At 38.2% G+C, this 16,980-nt stretch carries 12 protein-coding genes; all 12 read left to right on the forward strand.

Annotation, left to right across the window (positions count from 1 at the left end; genetic code table 11):
* Positions 1-100: 100 nt before the first annotated feature.
* Positions 101-1,168 carry an N-acetyl-gamma-glutamyl-phosphate reductase gene (argC, locus tag AC21OH_RS03215; RefSeq protein WP_487371077.1) on the forward strand — a complete coding sequence of 356 codons (1,068 nt, stop codon included), beginning with the start codon at positions 101-103 and terminating at the stop codon, positions 1,166-1,168.
* Between the two features lie 214 nt (positions 1,169-1,382).
* Complete coding sequence (locus AC21OH_RS03220; protein ID WP_487371078.1) at positions 1,383-2,177, forward strand: coiled-coil domain-containing protein; 795 nt, start codon at positions 1,383-1,385, stop codon at positions 2,175-2,177.
* Positions 2,178-2,515: 338 nt separating this feature from the next.
* The gene (locus AC21OH_RS03225) at positions 2,516-2,947 is read left to right on the forward strand and encodes an ATP-dependent Clp protease adaptor ClpS (protein WP_486535309.1); all 432 of its coding nucleotides are present in this window, start codon (positions 2,516-2,518) and stop codon (positions 2,945-2,947) included.
* Between the two features lie 351 nt (positions 2,948-3,298).
* Positions 3,299-5,884, forward strand: a complete 2,586-nt coding sequence (locus AC21OH_RS03230) for an AAA family ATPase (protein WP_487371079.1) — start codon at positions 3,299-3,301, stop codon at positions 5,882-5,884.
* A 326-nt stretch (positions 5,885-6,210) separates the two neighbouring features.
* Positions 6,211-6,927, forward strand: coding sequence for a uracil-DNA glycosylase (locus tag AC21OH_RS03235; protein WP_486535307.1), 717 nt, complete (start codon positions 6,211-6,213; stop codon positions 6,925-6,927).
* Between the two features lie 61 nt (positions 6,928-6,988).
* The gene (gene tadA, locus AC21OH_RS03240; protein ID WP_487371080.1) at positions 6,989-7,567 is read left to right on the forward strand and encodes a tRNA adenosine(34) deaminase TadA; all 579 of its coding nucleotides are present in this window, start codon (positions 6,989-6,991) and stop codon (positions 7,565-7,567) included.
* Between the two features lie 294 nt (positions 7,568-7,861).
* Positions 7,862-8,566 (forward strand): (d)CMP kinase, encoded by a 705-nt coding sequence (cmk, locus tag AC21OH_RS03245; RefSeq protein ID WP_487371081.1) that lies wholly within the window; start codon positions 7,862-7,864, stop codon positions 8,564-8,566.
* Between the two features lie 179 nt (positions 8,567-8,745).
* Positions 8,746-10,431, forward strand: a complete 1,686-nt coding sequence (rpsA, locus tag AC21OH_RS03250; RefSeq protein ID WP_487371082.1) for a 30S ribosomal protein S1 — start codon at positions 8,746-8,748, stop codon at positions 10,429-10,431.
* Positions 10,432-10,779: 348 nt separating this feature from the next.
* On the forward strand, positions 10,780-11,079 hold the full coding sequence (locus AC21OH_RS03255) for an integration host factor subunit beta (protein ID WP_487371083.1): 300 nt from the start codon (positions 10,780-10,782) through the stop codon (positions 11,077-11,079).
* 65 nt (positions 11,080-11,144) lie between these two features.
* Positions 11,145-12,437, forward strand: a complete 1,293-nt coding sequence (locus tag AC21OH_RS03260) for a CNNM domain-containing protein (RefSeq protein ID WP_487371084.1) — start codon at positions 11,145-11,147, stop codon at positions 12,435-12,437.
* Between the two features lie 244 nt (positions 12,438-12,681).
* Positions 12,682-13,164 (forward strand): hypothetical protein, encoded by a 483-nt coding sequence (locus AC21OH_RS03265; RefSeq protein ID WP_487371085.1) that lies wholly within the window; start codon positions 12,682-12,684, stop codon positions 13,162-13,164.
* Between the two features lie 379 nt (positions 13,165-13,543).
* Positions 13,544-16,876, forward strand: coding sequence for a lytic transglycosylase (locus AC21OH_RS03270; RefSeq protein WP_487371086.1), 3,333 nt, complete (start codon positions 13,544-13,546; stop codon positions 16,874-16,876).
* Positions 16,877-16,980: the final 104 nt, after the last annotated feature.

Below are 16,980 nucleotides of genomic sequence, written 5' to 3' on the forward strand. Positions count from 1 at the left end.
ATCATGATAAAAAACCGTGTTAGAAAATCATACTTAATAGTTGTTCGCTAAAAGGGCTGTAAACGGATAGACTACAGTCATAAATAATTTGGGGTAAATCATGTTAGAAGTAGCAATTGTCGGCGGAACAGGATATACCGGAGTCGAGCTTATCAGGCTATTATCTTCGCATCCAAAAGTAAACATAAAGTGGCTGACGTCACGTTCTGAAGCTGGCAAGCCAGTCGCAAGTATTTTTCCGAGTTTACGCGGGTTTAGTGATCTTGTGTATAGCGATTTAGGGGAAGATACTTTAAAGTCGTTGACTCAATGTGACGTGGTATTTTTTGCCACCCCGCACGGCGTCGCAATGCATCAAGCACAAGACTTAGTAAATGCGGGTGTCAAAGTAATTGATCTCGCTGCCGACTTTAGGCTGGAATCGCTAGAAGAATTTGAGCGATGGTATAAGCATGATCATGCCTGCCCAGATCTACTAAAACAAGCTGCGTATGGGCTGCCTGAGATAAATCGTGCTGCTATAAAATCTGCAAATATTGTCGGTAATCCCGGCTGCTATCCTACCACCGCTATCCTTGGTTTAAAGCCTATTATCGAGTATCAAAATGAATGCGGTAATAAAATCATAGATCAAAGAATCATAATTGATGCTAAGTCTGGCGTATCAGGTGCAGGTAGACAAGCCAAACTTGATTTGAACTACGCTGAGACGACTGATAATTTTAAAGCTTACGGGGTGAAAGGTCATCGTCATTTACCTGAAATTGTGCAGGGCGTAAATGTGCTACTGCAAAGTAAGTTTGATCATAAAGTACGTTTCTTGCCGCATCTGGTGCCTATGATTCGAGGCATGTTCTCTACCCTACATTTGGAATTAACCAAAGAGGGCATGCAATGCGACTTACAGCAAATATATGAGCACGCCTATAAAGGTGAGCAGTTTGTCGATGTTTTACCTGCCGGAGAATATCCAGATACCCGAAGTGTAAGAGCGAGTAATAAGCTGAGAATCGCAGTGCATCAAGATAATGACAACCAAGTCGCCACAATATTTGTTGTGCAAGACAACCTAGTTAAGGGTGCTGCAGGTCAGGCAATTCAATGTATGAACGTTATGTTTGAATTTGATGAATCTTTAGGTTTAAATCATGTGCCTGTTGTGCCATAAATCTGAATACGAATTATTGTTATATAAATATGAATTATTTATAATTTGTATTTTTAGCTTTATTAAATACGCTTATATTAAGCTAAGTCTGGTGTTAGTTATTAAGTAAATAGTTAGGTATAATGATCAGCCGTTTAATCAAAAATTGAAGTTTTGAGAGCCATATGCCTAACGCATAAATCTAACGCCGAGTTACAAGAGACGAGCTTATAACATGTCATCCGAAATCAGCAATCCAAATTATAGACCTGATCAAAGCGTATCAACGAGTTTAAAAAACCCGTTGATACTGGTCATGTTTGTTAGTGCTGTACTGATAACGGGTATCGTTGCCATAGCCTTTGGACATAAATTTGGTTATAACCAAGGTTATAAATCATCGCAGCAGGCTATTAAACATAATAGTACTAATATCGAGTTTAGTAGTGAAGAAGTTGACTCACTAAAATCAGAAGTCGAAAGTTTGAGAAAGAACATTGACTCTCTTGAACAAGAACGTGATATCAGCCTTAATAATTTAGAACAATTACGCAGTAAGGTGGATGATTTAGAATTATCAAATCTTCAGCTTGAACAGGTCATCACCGTATTCTCTAACGAAATATCTCAAAAAGGCGGTTTGGATTTGAAGGTAGTAGGTGCCAAGATAGCCCCGTTACCAGAGAACGCCTTTGAATATCGCTTTGATATTGCAATGCTTGCTCGAGATAATGATGAACACCGCTTAACCCCCAAATTAACTCTATTAGACGAAGATAACTTGGTTGAGGTCCCCATAGAACCCAAATATTATGACATTAAAGGGATATCTAGAATTCGAGGACGCTTTATCATGCCAACTGGGTTTAAACCTAAGCAAGCTAAACTCGAGCTTAGTGCAAACGGCCAAGATGTTGAACAAATTTACGATTGGGAGCTTGATAAGCCAGTCGAAAAGTTACCTATCTCATTGGCAGATATTCCAGAAACTGATAAAAGACCTGTGACTATGGATGAGAGTGATAATTAAAAAATGCTAATTACTTTGTGATAGCTATTTGCAAAAGCTACTTCGTGATAGCTTTTTTGTGATAATCACCTTTGGATAGCTACTTTGCGATAATTAATTTTAAGCTATAGTCAAAGAAATTGAAAATAGTCACAAGGCAACCGAGTACAAGTACTACTAGGGTAGGCTTAACGAGGTTAACACCGTGACTATTTATAAGTTCGCTGACTATATCAGCAGTCCTAATATTAGAATGCTCAACAGACCCTAGAAAGAAGCTACTTTATTTTTTAATAATAATCGCTATATAGTCCTTAAATGCGTCTCCAAAATTTATACTGAACCCCAAAAATAAAATTATGATTAAAAAAGAAATTTATTCTTCCAGACCTTACGACATTTTATTAGATTGGCACCATCCATCTACTAAGCCTATTGAACATCCTAAGACAGATAAGCCATCTAAACTTATGGATGAAACAGAAGGTGATAGTGAAGTAGAAGTCATGGTGGCAGATCCTGAAGTTGTTGAACCACCAATGTTTGCAGTGGTTATGTACAATGACGACTATACCCCTATGGAATTTGTAGTGTATGTATTACAATCTGAATTTAAACACAATATTGATAGTGCTGTTGAAATTATGTTAAGCATTCATCACAACGGCAGAGGTATTGCAGGCATATATCCAAAAGATATTGCTGAAACAAAAGCAAAAAAAGTAAATCAAACCGCTCGTAATGAAGGCTATCCTTTATTGACTCAAATAGAACCCCATCAAGACGGCTAAATATTCATCAGATATTTATATCTCATCCATTTCAAACCCCATCTTATTCATACTGTCTGCACGCTTATCGAGCTCTAAATATTTAAGTGTTTGATAAAGTAGTTAAAATACCTTCATTAAATATATAAACTAATTCATATATATACTTGATATTCCTTACGATTGACCATATTTATAAAGAAACTCAATTAGAACATCTGGCAATTCTGTCATTCTGAATTCGAAATGTGGAAAAACCCTTCTTTTTTTACCCCTTAATCCTCTGAACTTGCTATAGTAAAGTTACACACTACATTTTTATTCAAACTGACATTGCCCATTTAAAATAAAAAGTATTATCAGGATAAATATATGTTAAGTCGTCATTTAGAAGTATCATTACGATTAGCCATGACATTGGCGCGACAGAAATCTCATGAATATCTTACCGTTGAACATCTACTTTTAGCACTGCTTGAAAATAATGATGCTGTCACCACTTTAAAATCATGTGGTGCTGACATTACCACTTTACGTACAGATCTTGAAGCTTATATTGAAAAACATACGCCTACCCTTGATCCTGACGTAGAGCAAACCCCTGAAGCTACGCAAAGCTTCGATCGTATATTGCAGCGTGCTATTTTCCATGTCCAGTCGATTGGATCAGGAAGATTAGTTCAAGGTTCAGACATTCTCGTATCCATGTTTTCTGAGCACGACACGTATGCTGTGTACTTGCTTAAAAAGCAGGGTGTGAGCCGATTAGAGCTGACTCAGTATCTATCTCATGGTGCTGATGGAGAGGAAACCCCTTCAAGTCAAACAGAGGGTGATAGTGCAGAGGCAAAAGCTGGCCGTGCTAAAAAAGATCCGCTGACAGAGTTTGCTCAAAATCTAAATAAGCGCGCCGCTGAAGGCAAAACTGACCCATTAATAGGTCGCAGTAGTGAAATTGAGCGCACTGCTCAAGTCTTATGCCGCCGCCGCAAAAATAACCCTCTATTAGTGGGTGATCCAGGTGTGGGTAAAACCTCTATTGCTGAAGGCTTAGCGTGGTTAATTATTAATAATAAAGCGCCTAAGCCGCTGCAAGGCTGTGTTATCTATAGTTTAGATATTGGTTCGCTTATAGCTGGTACTAAGTATCGCGGTGATTTTGAAAAAAGAATGAAAGCGCTACTTGAAGCTTTGAAAGAGAAGCCAAATGCCATCTTATTTATCGATGAGATTCATATGATAATAGGCGCAGGCTCATCTATGAGTAGTAACATGGATGTGTCTAATTTGATTAAGCCTGCCTTAGCAAACGGTGAGCTTAGATGTATTGGTTCAACTACCTTTACTGAATACCGTCAAGTATTTGAAAAAGATCATGCGTTATCGCGTCGATTCCAAAAGATTGATGTGAACGAACCTAGCATTGATGACAGTATCGATATTCTTCGAGGTTTAAAACCGCGCTATGAAGAGTTTCATAACGTTGAGTATACTGATGCAGCACTTGTTAGCGCCGTTAATTTATCTGCTAAACATATTCATGAACGCTTTTTACCCGATAAGGCCATCGACGTTATCGATGAAGCGGGTGCTTATAAACGTTTAGGCATAACGCCTGATGCCGAGCAGGTTGATGATGAAGATCAGCTGATTGATGACATTAATAATGCTGAATTCAATATAGTTGATGAAGAGCCTGATACCGATGTGACTTCAGAGTCTGATCTGGCAATCGAGGTCGAATCAAGAATTGATGCTGTTATTGAAGATGAGACTTTAGAGATTGAGTCAGATCTTGATACAGAACTAGATAGTGATCTAGAGTCAGAGCTTGATGATGATGACGATAAATTACGATCTTCTACCGATGAAAGCAAGCCAGTTACAATCATTGATGTAGATGATATTGAAGCAATCATATCGAAACTTGCTCGTATACCGCCAAAATCTGTATCTAATGATGACAAATCATTGATGCAGCACTTAGAGCGTGATTTGAACCGTTTAGTATTCGGTCAAAGCGAAGCAATCAATACCTTATCTGATGCCATCAAGTTGTCTCGTGCTGGCTTGAAAGATGCGAACAAACCTATTGGTTCATTTATGTTTGCAGGTCCTACTGGGGTCGGTAAAACCGAGGTCTCTAAACAGTTGGCTAATCTTATGGGGGTTGAATTAATCCGTTTTGATATGTCAGAGTATATGGAAGCCCATACTGCTTCTCGATTAATCGGCGCGCCTCCAGGTTATGTAGGATTTGATCAAGGCGGTCTACTGACTGAGAAAATCAATCAGCATCCACATTGTGTACTGTTACTCGATGAAATTGAAAAGGCTCATCCAGATGTATTCAATCTATTATTACAAGTCATGGATCATGGTACGCTAACTGATAATAATGGACGTGTGGCAAGTTTCAAACAAGTTATCTTGATTATGACCACTAACGTCGGTGCAGAGAACATTAGCCGAGCGTCTATGGGCTTTACGAAACAAGATCATAGTAGAGATAATACCGAAGCGCTAAATCGGGTATTTACGCCAGAGTTCCGTAACCGTTTAGATGCTATTATCCAATTCAATCCTCTTGATCCATCGATTGTTGTTTCTGTTGTGGATAAATTCCTTGTTGAATTACAGGCGCAACTTGATGACAAACAAGTGGTACTTGAAATTGACGATGCTGTCAGAGATTATTTGGCTGAAAAAGGATACGATCGCTTAATGGGTGCGCGTCCTATGCAGCGACTGATTCAAAACGAAGTTAAAAAGCCGCTTGCAAATATGGTTTTATTCGGCGACTTAGCCGATGGTGGTGCTGTACACGTCACCTTAATCGATGAAATATTTGAAAAGTCTCTTGATGTTGGCAGTAAAGCTGCAGCTGAAGGCAGCCGTATATTATTGACGGTAGTCGAGAAGCATGGTCAACGTGGTGTGGAATACGCCGAAGTTTAAAGTTAAAGTTAGCGAAAACTAAACGGTTACGATGTTAACCTTGCTCGCCTTACTATAGTAGTACTTGCACTCGATTGCCCTTTAACCATTTCAGACTTCTTTGACTATATTCTAACCTTATCAGTTAATACACGATTTTATTAAAGTTTCAGCAATTACTTTTCTAAACTTTTTATAATAAATTTAACAAGGGCTAACCTTAAGGGTCGGCCTTTTTTATTTTATGTTAACCAAAGTGGCTGATATTCATTAGGATGTTATACAATTAAATCAAATTATTTAACGATCAACTTGATGACGGAGGTCATATGCAAACGGAACTGGATATGAGCAAGACCGAAGAACAAAAACAAGCCATATTAGAAAAAGTACAGATGCCAGAAGATTGGAAACAGGCGCTTAAAGAAGAGCTAACCTCTCAAAATATGGATAATCTACGCGATTTTTTGAAAGAAGAATATCAGTCCGATACCCCTATCTATCCTAGAGCAGGCCTCATGTTTAACGCCTTTAATTTGACCCCATTATCAGATGTTAAAGTGGTTATCCTCGGACAAGACCCTTATCATGGGCCAGGTCAGGCCATGGGGTTGTCATTTTCAGTACCTAAGAGAATTCCTATGCCGCCATCTTTACGTAATATAGTTAAAGAAATGGCAGATGATATTGGTACTGTTACGCCGCGGCACGGTGACTTAACGCATTGGGCCAAACAGGGCGTATTATTATTAAACACATCATTGACTGTACAAGAAGGTAATGCTGGAAGCCATCAAGGTATGGGGTGGGAGCAGTTTACCGATGCAGTAATTGATGTCATTAATAATTATACCTCCAATACTGTATTTATATTGTGGGGTAGCAAAGCTAAAGATAAGGGCAAATTTATAGATACGGACAAGCATTTGATTCTTACTGCCGTTCATCCTTCACCGTTGGCAGCGAATAGAGGTGGTTTTTTTGGTAGTAAACCTTTTTCAAAAGCCAATGATTACCTTATACAGCATGGTAAAGCCCCAATTGAATGGCAATTGCCCCAATAGTTTGCCATCTATCATATAAATGTTGTTTTAACCTTATAAAGATTTCATAACGTGTAAAATTATGGAGCAGCTAAACCTTATAAACTCTTATATAACTTATGCTAATAAAAGCCGTGATGTAGATAATTTATCTATAACTAGCTACTTGATAGATGCTAAATACTGGTCCCTAGATGATGTGAATTTTATGCGACGCGCATTAGATTTAGCACGACAAGGTGCGAATAAAGATGAAGTGCCAGTAGGGGCGGTATTAGTGCATCAAGGTGAAGTTATCGGTGAAGGGTTTAATCAGCCTATTATGAGCTGTGATCCGACTGCACATGCTGAAATAGTGGCATTACGCGAAGTTTGTACCAACTTACAAAACTATAGATTGCCGATAGATACTACGTTATACGTGACTTTGGAGCCTTGTACTATGTGTTTAGGCGCGTTAATTCATGCACGATTGCATAGAGTAGTATTTGCAACTAATGAGCCAAGAGCGGGGATGATCGGTAGTCAGTTAAATTTAATTAACATGGATTTTTATAATCACAACATTATTGCACATTCAGGGTTGTTACAAAGTAATAGTCAGCAAATTTTAAAGTCCTTTTTTAAAGCCAAAAGAAAACATGCTCAATTAAAAAAATAATGCTTAGTCAAGTTGGTTCGATAAATATGACTAACCAAAAAGCTAAGTTCAATTAAAATTAATGATGGGTTTGTACCTTGTTATTTTAATAATAAGGCTACATCAATCATCCGATAAATTTTTGTTTACGAAACGTTAAAATTACCTAGAGGTGTGGTGCGATATTTGTTATAATCTCGCACTATTTTGTGTTCGCCGGATTTTTTGCTTACTTTTTCATGAACTTAACGAATTTAAATTATTTATACGACGGCTTATCAGTAGGATATCGTTCAATATTTTATAGAGTATAATATGAGTTTTCCTGTTATAACGATAGACGGGCCTAGTGGTGCTGGCAAGGGCACAGTCTGTCTCAAATTAGCGCAGGCTCTTAATTATCGTCTATTAGACTCAGGTGCGCTATATAGAATAGTAGGATTAAAGGCATTTGAAGCAGGCTTATTGACTAATACCGAATTAGATGCCAAAGATGAAAATGACATTGCTAAGCTAACTCAAAAACTGGACATACAATTTCAGCCTAGTTTGACAGGTGAGGTCGATATCGTTGTCGATGGTAAAAACGTAGCAGGCGAGATACGAAACGAATTAGTTGGAAGCTATGCTTCAAGGGTTGCGGTATTGCCTAAAGTAAGAGAATCATTATTACAGCTACAAAAAAATATGGTCAATAAATCAGGATTAATTGCTGATGGTCGCGATATGGGGACAGTTGTTTTCCCGAATGCTGACGCCAAAGTGTATTTAACAGCAAGTGCAAAAGCGCGTGCTGAACGACGCGTAACCCAGTTACAACAATCAGGTCAGAAAGCAGATTATAATGCCATTTTGACAAGTATTAAAGATAGAGATGAGCGTGATGAAACTAGATCCATAGCGCCCTCTAAACCTGCAGATGATGCGTTATTAATAGATAGCTCATCAATGAGTGCAGATGAAGTATTTGAAACAGTTAAGAGATTTTGTCAGCAAAAAGGTATTAGTTTTAGTGACTAATTGCTATTCATTTTAGCAATAAATACTTATTTTGAGTATTAAATTTTAAAAGAATACCCTTTTAAAATAATTTTTTTATTAAATGAGAGTAAAAGAGTAAAACCAGCTTCTATCTTTTACTCTCATTAACTTGAACCGTACTGTGCTGGACAGGATACGGCTATATTAAGGTAATCATAATGGAATCATTTGCTGAACTATTTGAAGCGAGTCTTGGAGAGCAGGGTCTTGATATTGAGCGTGGCTCAGTAATCAGCGGTTCTGTTGTTGCAATCGATAGCGATTGGATAACAGTTGACACTGGCTTGAAGTCTGAAGGTGTTGTTGCTCGTGAAGAGTTTTTAGACGACAATGGCGAGCTTGAAGTAGCAGTGGGCGATAGCGTTGATGTTGTTGTTGAAGCTGTTGATAACGGTATGGGTCAAACCCTACTATCACGTGAAAAAGCTAAACGTGTTGAGACATGGAATGCACTTGAGAAATTATTTGAAGGCGATGAAATCGTTAAAGGTATTATCTCTAGTAAAGTAAAAGGCGGTTTTACAGTTGATATCGGTTCAGTACGCGCATTCCTACCAGGTTCTTTAGTTGATGTGCGTCCTATCCGTGATACGACACATCTTGAAGGCAAAGAGCTTGAATTCAAAATTATTAAATTAGATCAAAAACGTAACAACGTTGTGGTTAGCCGTAAAGCGGTTATGGAAGCTGAAAATTCAGCAGAGCGTGAAGAGCTACTTAATAAGCTTGAAGAAGGTATCGAAGTTGAAGGTATCGTTAAAAACCTAACTGACTACGGTGCATTCGTAGACTTAGGTGGTATCGATGGTCTACTACACATTACAGATATGGCATGGCGCCGTATTAAGCACCCTTCAGAAGTTGTTGAAGTAGGTCAAGACCTTAAAGTTAAAGTTCTTAAATTTGACCGCGAGCGCAATCGTGTCAGCTTAGGCCTTAAGCAATTAGGTACAGATCCTTGGGATAACGTTGGCGGTACTTACCCAGTAGGTAGCATTGTTAAAGCACGCGTTACTAATCTAACCGATTATGGTTGTTTTGCTGAGATTTCTGACGGTATCGAAGGTTTGGTCCACGTTTCAGAAATGGATCACACGAATAAGAATATTCACCCATCAAAAGTTGTACAGATTGGTGACGAAATCGACGTTATGATCCTTGAAATAGATGAAGAACGTCGCCGTATTAGCTTAGGTATCAAACAAACCCTACCTAATCCTTGGGAAGAATTTGATAAGAAATTTGATCGTGGTGATAAACTTACCGGTACGATCAAGTCTATCACTGACTTCGGTATCTTTATCGGTTTAGATGGTGGTATTGATGGTCTAGTACACTTATCTGATATCTCATGGAACGAAACTGGCGAAGAAGCGATCCGTAACTACAACAAAGGCGATACTGTTGAAGCGATGGTTCTTTCAGTTGATGCTGAAGCCAACCGTATCAGCCTTGGTATCAAGCAATTAAGCTCTGATCCATTCAACGAGTATTTAGTTGCTAATGACCGTGGTTCGATCGTTACAGGAACCGTTAAAGAAGTAGATGCTAAAGGCGCTACTATTACGTTAGCTGATGAAGTTGAAGGCTACTTACGCGCATCAGAGATACAGCGTGATAAAGTTGAAGATGCAACTAAGCATCTAAATGAAGGTGATTCTGTTGAATCTAAAATCATTAGCGTTGATCGCAAATCACGTAGCATCAGCTTATCTATCAAAGCTAAAGATGAAGCAGATGAGCGTCAAGCTATTAAAGAGCTTGGTAGCACTCAAACTGCGACTCCAGAAGCACAACCAAAAACAATTGGTGACTTGATAAAAGAGCAAATGCAAGAGGATTAATAATTAATAGATATTTTATTATTTATAATCTTAGATTTATATCTAGCACATGCTTGTTATATTAGTCTCATAAACTAAATTAATGAAATAAGTAGCCTAAGGGCTGCTTTTTTTTATGTCAAAATTGAAATTCTAAATAAATGTAAATAATTATTTCACACTACGACAAACTTATGATTTAATACACTATAAGTTAGAAAATATGAACAATAGCTATTTAATAACCTGTAGCATTTAATAATCTATTATCTCATAATTTTTGAGAACTAAATCATTTTTCTAACTTGTTAAACTAAAAGGACTTAAAGTTTTAACTTATAATTCATTATCATCAAGGGTCAAATGGATATGACAGATATTATTAACAAATCAGATTTAATTCAAGATGTCGCATGCCGCTGTGATTATATTGCAGACTCAGAAGTTGAGGATGCAGTGCGTGAAATATTAGATTTATTATCACAATATCTAATTGAAGACAGCCGAATAGAGGTTAGGGGGTTTGGTACATTTTGTTTACATCACCGCGAAGCCAGACAAGGACGTAATCCTAAAACTGGTGAAACGGTAATGGTACCTGCTAAAGCCATCCCTCATTTCAAACCTGGTAAAGCACTTCGTGAAGGTGTTAACGATAAATGGATGTGATATTTAGAGTTTTAATGCTATTCTGTAGACATTCTTTTATTTGATAAATTATATTAGGTGTTGACTTGAAAGCTCGATCCGTTGTAACTGCGTTTTCTACTCGGTTTTTAATTATTCTTTTCACTGTGTGTCTCGTACTCCCACTTATGGCTTATGCCGCTGGTGGGTCTTCTGAAGCAGCAGTACAAACCTCCTCTTATGGTGTGCATGTGGCTATGCTGGTAGGGTTTATATTCCTATCAGTCGTTGTCTCCTTCATCTGTTCAGTATCAGAAGCTACGTTACTAACGATGACACCCTCTTATGTGGCTTCAATTGCCGAAGAAGATCCAAAAAAATCTGCTTTACTTAAAAAAGTTAAAATAGATAATATCGATCAATCTATTGCTGCTATTTTGACATTAAATACAGTGGCGCATACTGTTGGTTCATTGGGTGCTGGTGCTCAGGCTACTATCGTTTTTGGTAGTGAATGGTTTGGTGTGTTCTCAGCAGTTATGACTTTAATTATATTAATTGGTTCTGAAATTATACCTAAAACAATGGGTACCGTTTATTGGCGTACGCTATCTACACCGGTTGCATATTTTGTTAAAGCTATTATATTTATTCTCTATCCTCTTATTTGGATATCTGAAAAAATTACTAAATTACTTACTCGTGGTAAAAAAGCGCATACGTTTAGTAGAAACGAATTTGCAGCACTAGCAAGTGTTGGGGAACAATCTGGTCAAATTGATCCTTTAGAGTCGCGTATTATTCGCAACTTATTAGCGTTTGGCGCTATTAAAGTTGAAGATATTATGACACCGCGCTCGGTCATGCATGCTTTTGAGCAAGGTATAACGGTTGCCGAACTATTGGCCAATAGACCAAAATTGATGTTTTCAAGATTGCCAATTTATGATGAAGATTTGGACAAAGTCACAGGCTTCGTATTAAAGTCCGACATCTTATTAGCAAAAGCCAATAACCATATGGACAAGCCTTTAGAGAGCTATAGACGTGAGATTACATTCGTCTTCTCTAAAATGAAGCTATTCGATTTATTAGATTTGATGCTAAAAAGCCGTATTCATATTGCAGTTACCGTGGGTGAGTATGGTGAGGTAAAAGGTCTGGTAACGTTAGAAGATGTGTTAGAAACTTTGCTTGGGCTTGAGATTGTCGATGAGGTCGATAGAGTAGAGGACATGCAGGCTCTAGCCCGCCAAATGATGCAGCGCCGTTCAGTACGATTGGGAATGTCTGTTGAAGATGACAACACTCATGACGGTGCTCATAATAATAGAGCTCATAATAATAGCAGCCTAAATAATAGTAGCCAAACCAATAATGTGAACGATGATCCGATGTAAACAGGTTAAGGTCTGTTTAACGTTCAAATGTTATCACTTAAGTTAAGTAACTGATATTCAGTGACTATAAATTACACGCCATTAATAGTTAGTTTGCATGGATACAATCTAACTATAGTAGAATAAAAATTGTAGAATAATAAAGTTATTTGGGATTTATATATTTAGAGTTATCAATCAACTATGCAAGGGATGTCTCTACTTATCAAATGACTTAATTTATCGAAATTAAGGAAAACTTTTCATGCATATATTTAATTCGAATCATAAAATCAAACCCTATATTATGCCATTGACTATCGCAGTTGTAAGCTCAATAGCTTCAGTAACTGCTAATGCTGCTATAACAGAACAAAGCGTTCAAAACTACGCACTATTAATGAAACAAGCAGCTAATAGCCAGAACATTAATCAAGTATCTAGACTAGTGGATGATGATGCCTTAATTTCATTATCACGCCGAGGTAAGACCACCAGTCTAGATAAGTCGGCTTATTTAAAACTACTTCAAGACAGTTGGTCTGAATCAAGTAACTATAACTATGATATTACGATTTCAAATATAGTTATAAGTGGTGATCAGGCCAAAGCAAATGTTAGAACCACTGAATCTTGGAACAAGAATGGTCGTCAAACTAAGTTAACTACTAATTCAAGAGCTACATTGAAGTCTGATGCTAATAATGCGGTGTTACTAAGAGCAGTCGCTCAAGTTACCATTGATTAAACTTGGGCGTGTCTTAATTGAAGTTTTTTAAAATTTATGGAAAAAGAACGGCTTAATTTAAGCTAAACTGTTTCTAATTTCTAGCTAATATAGCCATATTATCTGCTAAATTATCGTAGTTTAACAATAAAACCTATCTCAATTTTAGCTACATAATCTAATTTAAGACACACCCTAGTAGATTGATTCAAGTTTTACAAATGATGCTAATTTATTAAAGATGTATAAGATTTTAAAAGCTTTATTAGAATATAGCTTTATTAAATTAAGATACTGAATCAGATTTTAGTGATTCTTGGGTATCTTAAACAGATTTAAATTTACATTACCTTCGCCATATTAACCACTAAGCAACTGAATATATTGGGTCATTTTTATCATGAACTTTAGACAACATACGCTTCAATTTTGCAAATTACCATTAGCAATAGCCATTAGTTCACTATTAATTGTTGGTTGTACTAGTACAAGCACAACTGGCGTAAATACCGTGCCTGTCGCTCAAAATCCAGCCGTTTCAAGTGTACCAGCGGGCAGTGGTTACAGTAATGCGTTGTTGGATGATGATAGTTTGGACGAACTTGAAAACCTTTTAGAAGCCACTGATATGAAAATGGTGGAAGATGATAAGTTAGCTATTCAGCAATATGGTAATTTGTGGGACCGTATGCGAGCTGGATTTCGTATGAATCAAGGTCAATATGGTTACACCCAGCAGCAGCGAATAGATGCTCAAAAGAATTGGTTTATTACCCGCCAAGAGTATATCAATCGACTCACTGCCCGTGCTAGCCGCTATTTGTACCACACCGTACGTGAAGCAGAGCGCCGTAATATTCCTACTGAACTGGCTCTACTACCTGTCATTGAAAGCTCGTATGATCCAACAGGTACCAGTAATGCAGCAGCAGCAGGATTGTGGCAGTTCATTCCAAGTACTGGCCGTATATACGGTCTTACGCAAACGCCATCCTATGATGGTCGACGGGATGTTATTGAATCAACACGTGCCGCTTATGATTTCTTGACCTCATTACATAATCAGTTTGGAAGTTGGGAGCTGGCTTTAGCCTCTTATAATGCAGGCCCTGGCCGTGTTCAAAAAGCCATTGATTATAACCGTTCAAGAGGCTTGCCGACTGATTTTTGGTCGTTGTCTCTACCGACAGAGACCATGCACTATGTACCCAGATTTATGGCGGTAGCTCAAATAGTTAAAGACACAGATCAGTACAACATCTATCTACCAGCTATTGCTAATCGTCGGCATTTTAGAAGTGTACCAGTTAATTACGGCGTTAGTTTGAACGAAATATCTGGACTGACAGGCGTAAGCTATGACGAACTAAAGGCTTTAAACCCGTCATTAACTAACGGGCGAGTGGACATTGCAGGACCTAACCGGGTTATTATACCTAACCAAGTTAATATACTTGTAGACTCAAAAATTAGTAACTTAAGTGGTAGTGGTATTTACAATGCTAGCAATCCATATAGCATACCTGATGAACAATATGAGAGTATGGTAACCTCTTCAGATGGATTGGCAGAGTTTGCTAGTACAGCACGCGCGCCAGTTCAAAACGCTCAATATATTGTACCAATAACAACCGCTTTAACGCCCTCAGAGCCTCCTATAAGCGCGGCTGAAAAACAAAGAGTTGAAGCTGAATTGGCTAAAACAAATACGCTTCCCACTACTTCTGCAACGTTAACTAAAAACGATACGATCATTCAAGAACCGCAATTAACGGCAGAAGAGAAGCAATTTATATCCCAACAAATTCGTCAGCAGTCTCCAAATGTGGGTGAAGTGGTAAGTCCCGTTGATGGTAATATTAAACTTGAAGCTATTCAAACTCAGCAATCTATCTTAGAAGCACGCGGAGAAGGTAAGAAGCTTAAGTTTGATACGACGCAGAACCAACAACAGACGGCACCACCTAAGCCAAGTGGACAGCGTACGGTTTATACGGTTCAGCGCGGCGACACATTAGGTAATATTGCGGCTCGTGCGGGCTTGAATTGGCGCGATATAGCCGATTGGAATCAGATTAACCCTAATTCAACGCTGCTTACTGGTACCAAACTGTACCTTTATGGTGCCAATTCAATTGAGCCATTAAGCTCATCCACTACTAATTCTAACTCTACTGTATCTGAACCAACTGCTCAGCCAAATACTTATACAGTGCGTCCTGGTGACACGTTGATTGGTACCGCCAATCGAGTAGGGTTAAGTGTTTCAAGACTGGCGAAATATAATAATTTATCTACAAACGCGCAACTTCGTGCTGGTCAAAAATTATGGCTTATACCTGGTAAAGTTAAATCTAGCGATACGAGTGATTCTCAAAACACCCCAGCATACAAAGGACAGACTGAGCGATACACTGTTAAGCGAGGTGAAAGTCTAATTGGGTTGGCTAATCGTTACGACGTCACTGTATCCGTACTGGCCGCTATGAATGATTTAAGTCCTACTGAACAGCTTTTAGTAGGACAGCGCTTAGTTGTACCTGCAGCTCGTAACCAATCTCGAACAGCTGATAATTCGTCATCTAATAATGCGGCATCTGCCTATAGTGGACAAACCACAACGTATCAAGTTAAGTCTGGCGAAACTTTAATAGGTATCGCAAATAAGCTTGGGGTGTCTCATACGCTAATAGCACAAATTAACGGTTTTTCGAATAATAAACAGCTTCAACGTGGCCAACGTATTAAACTTCCTTCAAGCCAAGATCAAGTCAATCGCGCTTTAGAGGATAAAGAAATAAGTTACACCGTTAAGTCTGGCGATACTTTAATTGCGCTTGCAAACAAATTTAACGTATCGTTGAGTGATCTTTCAGCAGCAAATGGCTTATCAACCACATCTCAGTTGTTAAGAGGTGCCAAACTGACTATTCCTGCTAGAAACGGCAGCACACAGCGTGGTCAAAATACTACCAGTTCAAGTTCTGCAAGCTCAACTGGTTCTTCAGCCTCAATAGCAACGCCTAGCTCATATAAAGTTAGATCTGGTGATACGCTTATAGGTTTGGCATCGAAGTTTGGTGTTTCTGTTTCTCAATTAGCTGTAGCTAATAATATTAGCAGTAGTGCAAACTTACAAATAGGTCAAACACTGAAGGTGCCAAGTGGGGATGAGTCGTCAAGTCGTCCTAATACATCAAATTCAAATGTGAGCTATACAGGGAACTATAAAGTACAATCAGGCGACACTTTAATTGGACTGGCTAACAAATATGGTGTATCAGTATCGAACTTGGCCAGTGCAAATAAATTAAGTACTACCACTGGTCTACAAATTGGACAACGTCTAAAGGTACCAAGTAACACTTCAAGTACCAATAACGCTAATACAAGCGATCGCCCATCAACTCAGCAAAGCAGTGCGGTGAGCAGTGGGTCAGGAAATTATACTGTTAAATCTGGTGATTCTTTAATACGATTGGCTAATAAACATGGCTTAAGCGTGCAACAGCTGGCGAGTGCGAATAATTTGAAAACCAACGCTGAGCTTCAAATAGGACAGAAATTAAATATTCCCGCGACGACCACTTCTTATAAGGTTAAATCGGGGGATAGTTTGATAGGTTTGGCGAGAAAATATGGAATAAGTACAGCTGAGCTCGCTAAACTCAATGACATCAGTAGCAGTGCCATGTTACAACGGGGTCAAACGCTTAAAGTTCCTGTTAAATAAACGTTACTTCATAAGCGTTACTTAATAAGTGTTACTTAATATTGTTACTTAATAAATTTGATGCAGCGTTATTATTGGGTCAAATTTTAGCAACATTTTGATAA

The organism is Psychrobacter sp. CX10 (assembly GCF_057621575.2).

What these genes read in the sequence shown, in the direction of transcription:
- argC (WP_487371077.1), top strand. Translation starts at nt 101, where the DNA reads ATGTTAGAAGTAGCAATTGTCGGCGGAACAGGATATACCGGAGTCGAG.
- AC21OH_RS03220 (WP_487371078.1), top strand. Translation starts at nt 1,383, where the DNA reads ATGTCATCCGAAATCAGCAATCCAAATTATAGACCTGATCAAAGCGTA.
- AC21OH_RS03225 (WP_486535309.1), top strand. Translation starts at nt 2,516, where the DNA reads ATGATTAAAAAAGAAATTTATTCTTCCAGACCTTACGACATTTTATTA.
- AC21OH_RS03230 (WP_487371079.1), top strand. Translation starts at nt 3,299, where the DNA reads ATGTTAAGTCGTCATTTAGAAGTATCATTACGATTAGCCATGACATTG.
- AC21OH_RS03235 (WP_486535307.1), top strand. Translation starts at nt 6,211, where the DNA reads ATGAGCAAGACCGAAGAACAAAAACAAGCCATATTAGAAAAAGTACAG.
- tadA (WP_487371080.1), top strand. Translation starts at nt 6,989, where the DNA reads ATGGAGCAGCTAAACCTTATAAACTCTTATATAACTTATGCTAATAAA.
- cmk (WP_487371081.1), top strand. Translation starts at nt 7,862, where the DNA reads ATGAGTTTTCCTGTTATAACGATAGACGGGCCTAGTGGTGCTGGCAAG.
- rpsA (WP_487371082.1), top strand. Translation starts at nt 8,746, where the DNA reads ATGGAATCATTTGCTGAACTATTTGAAGCGAGTCTTGGAGAGCAGGGT.
- AC21OH_RS03255 (WP_487371083.1), top strand. Translation starts at nt 10,780, where the DNA reads ATGACAGATATTATTAACAAATCAGATTTAATTCAAGATGTCGCATGC.
- AC21OH_RS03265 (WP_487371085.1), top strand. Translation starts at nt 12,682, where the DNA reads ATGCATATATTTAATTCGAATCATAAAATCAAACCCTATATTATGCCA.
- AC21OH_RS03270 (WP_487371086.1), top strand. Translation starts at nt 13,544, where the DNA reads ATGAACTTTAGACAACATACGCTTCAATTTTGCAAATTACCATTAGCA.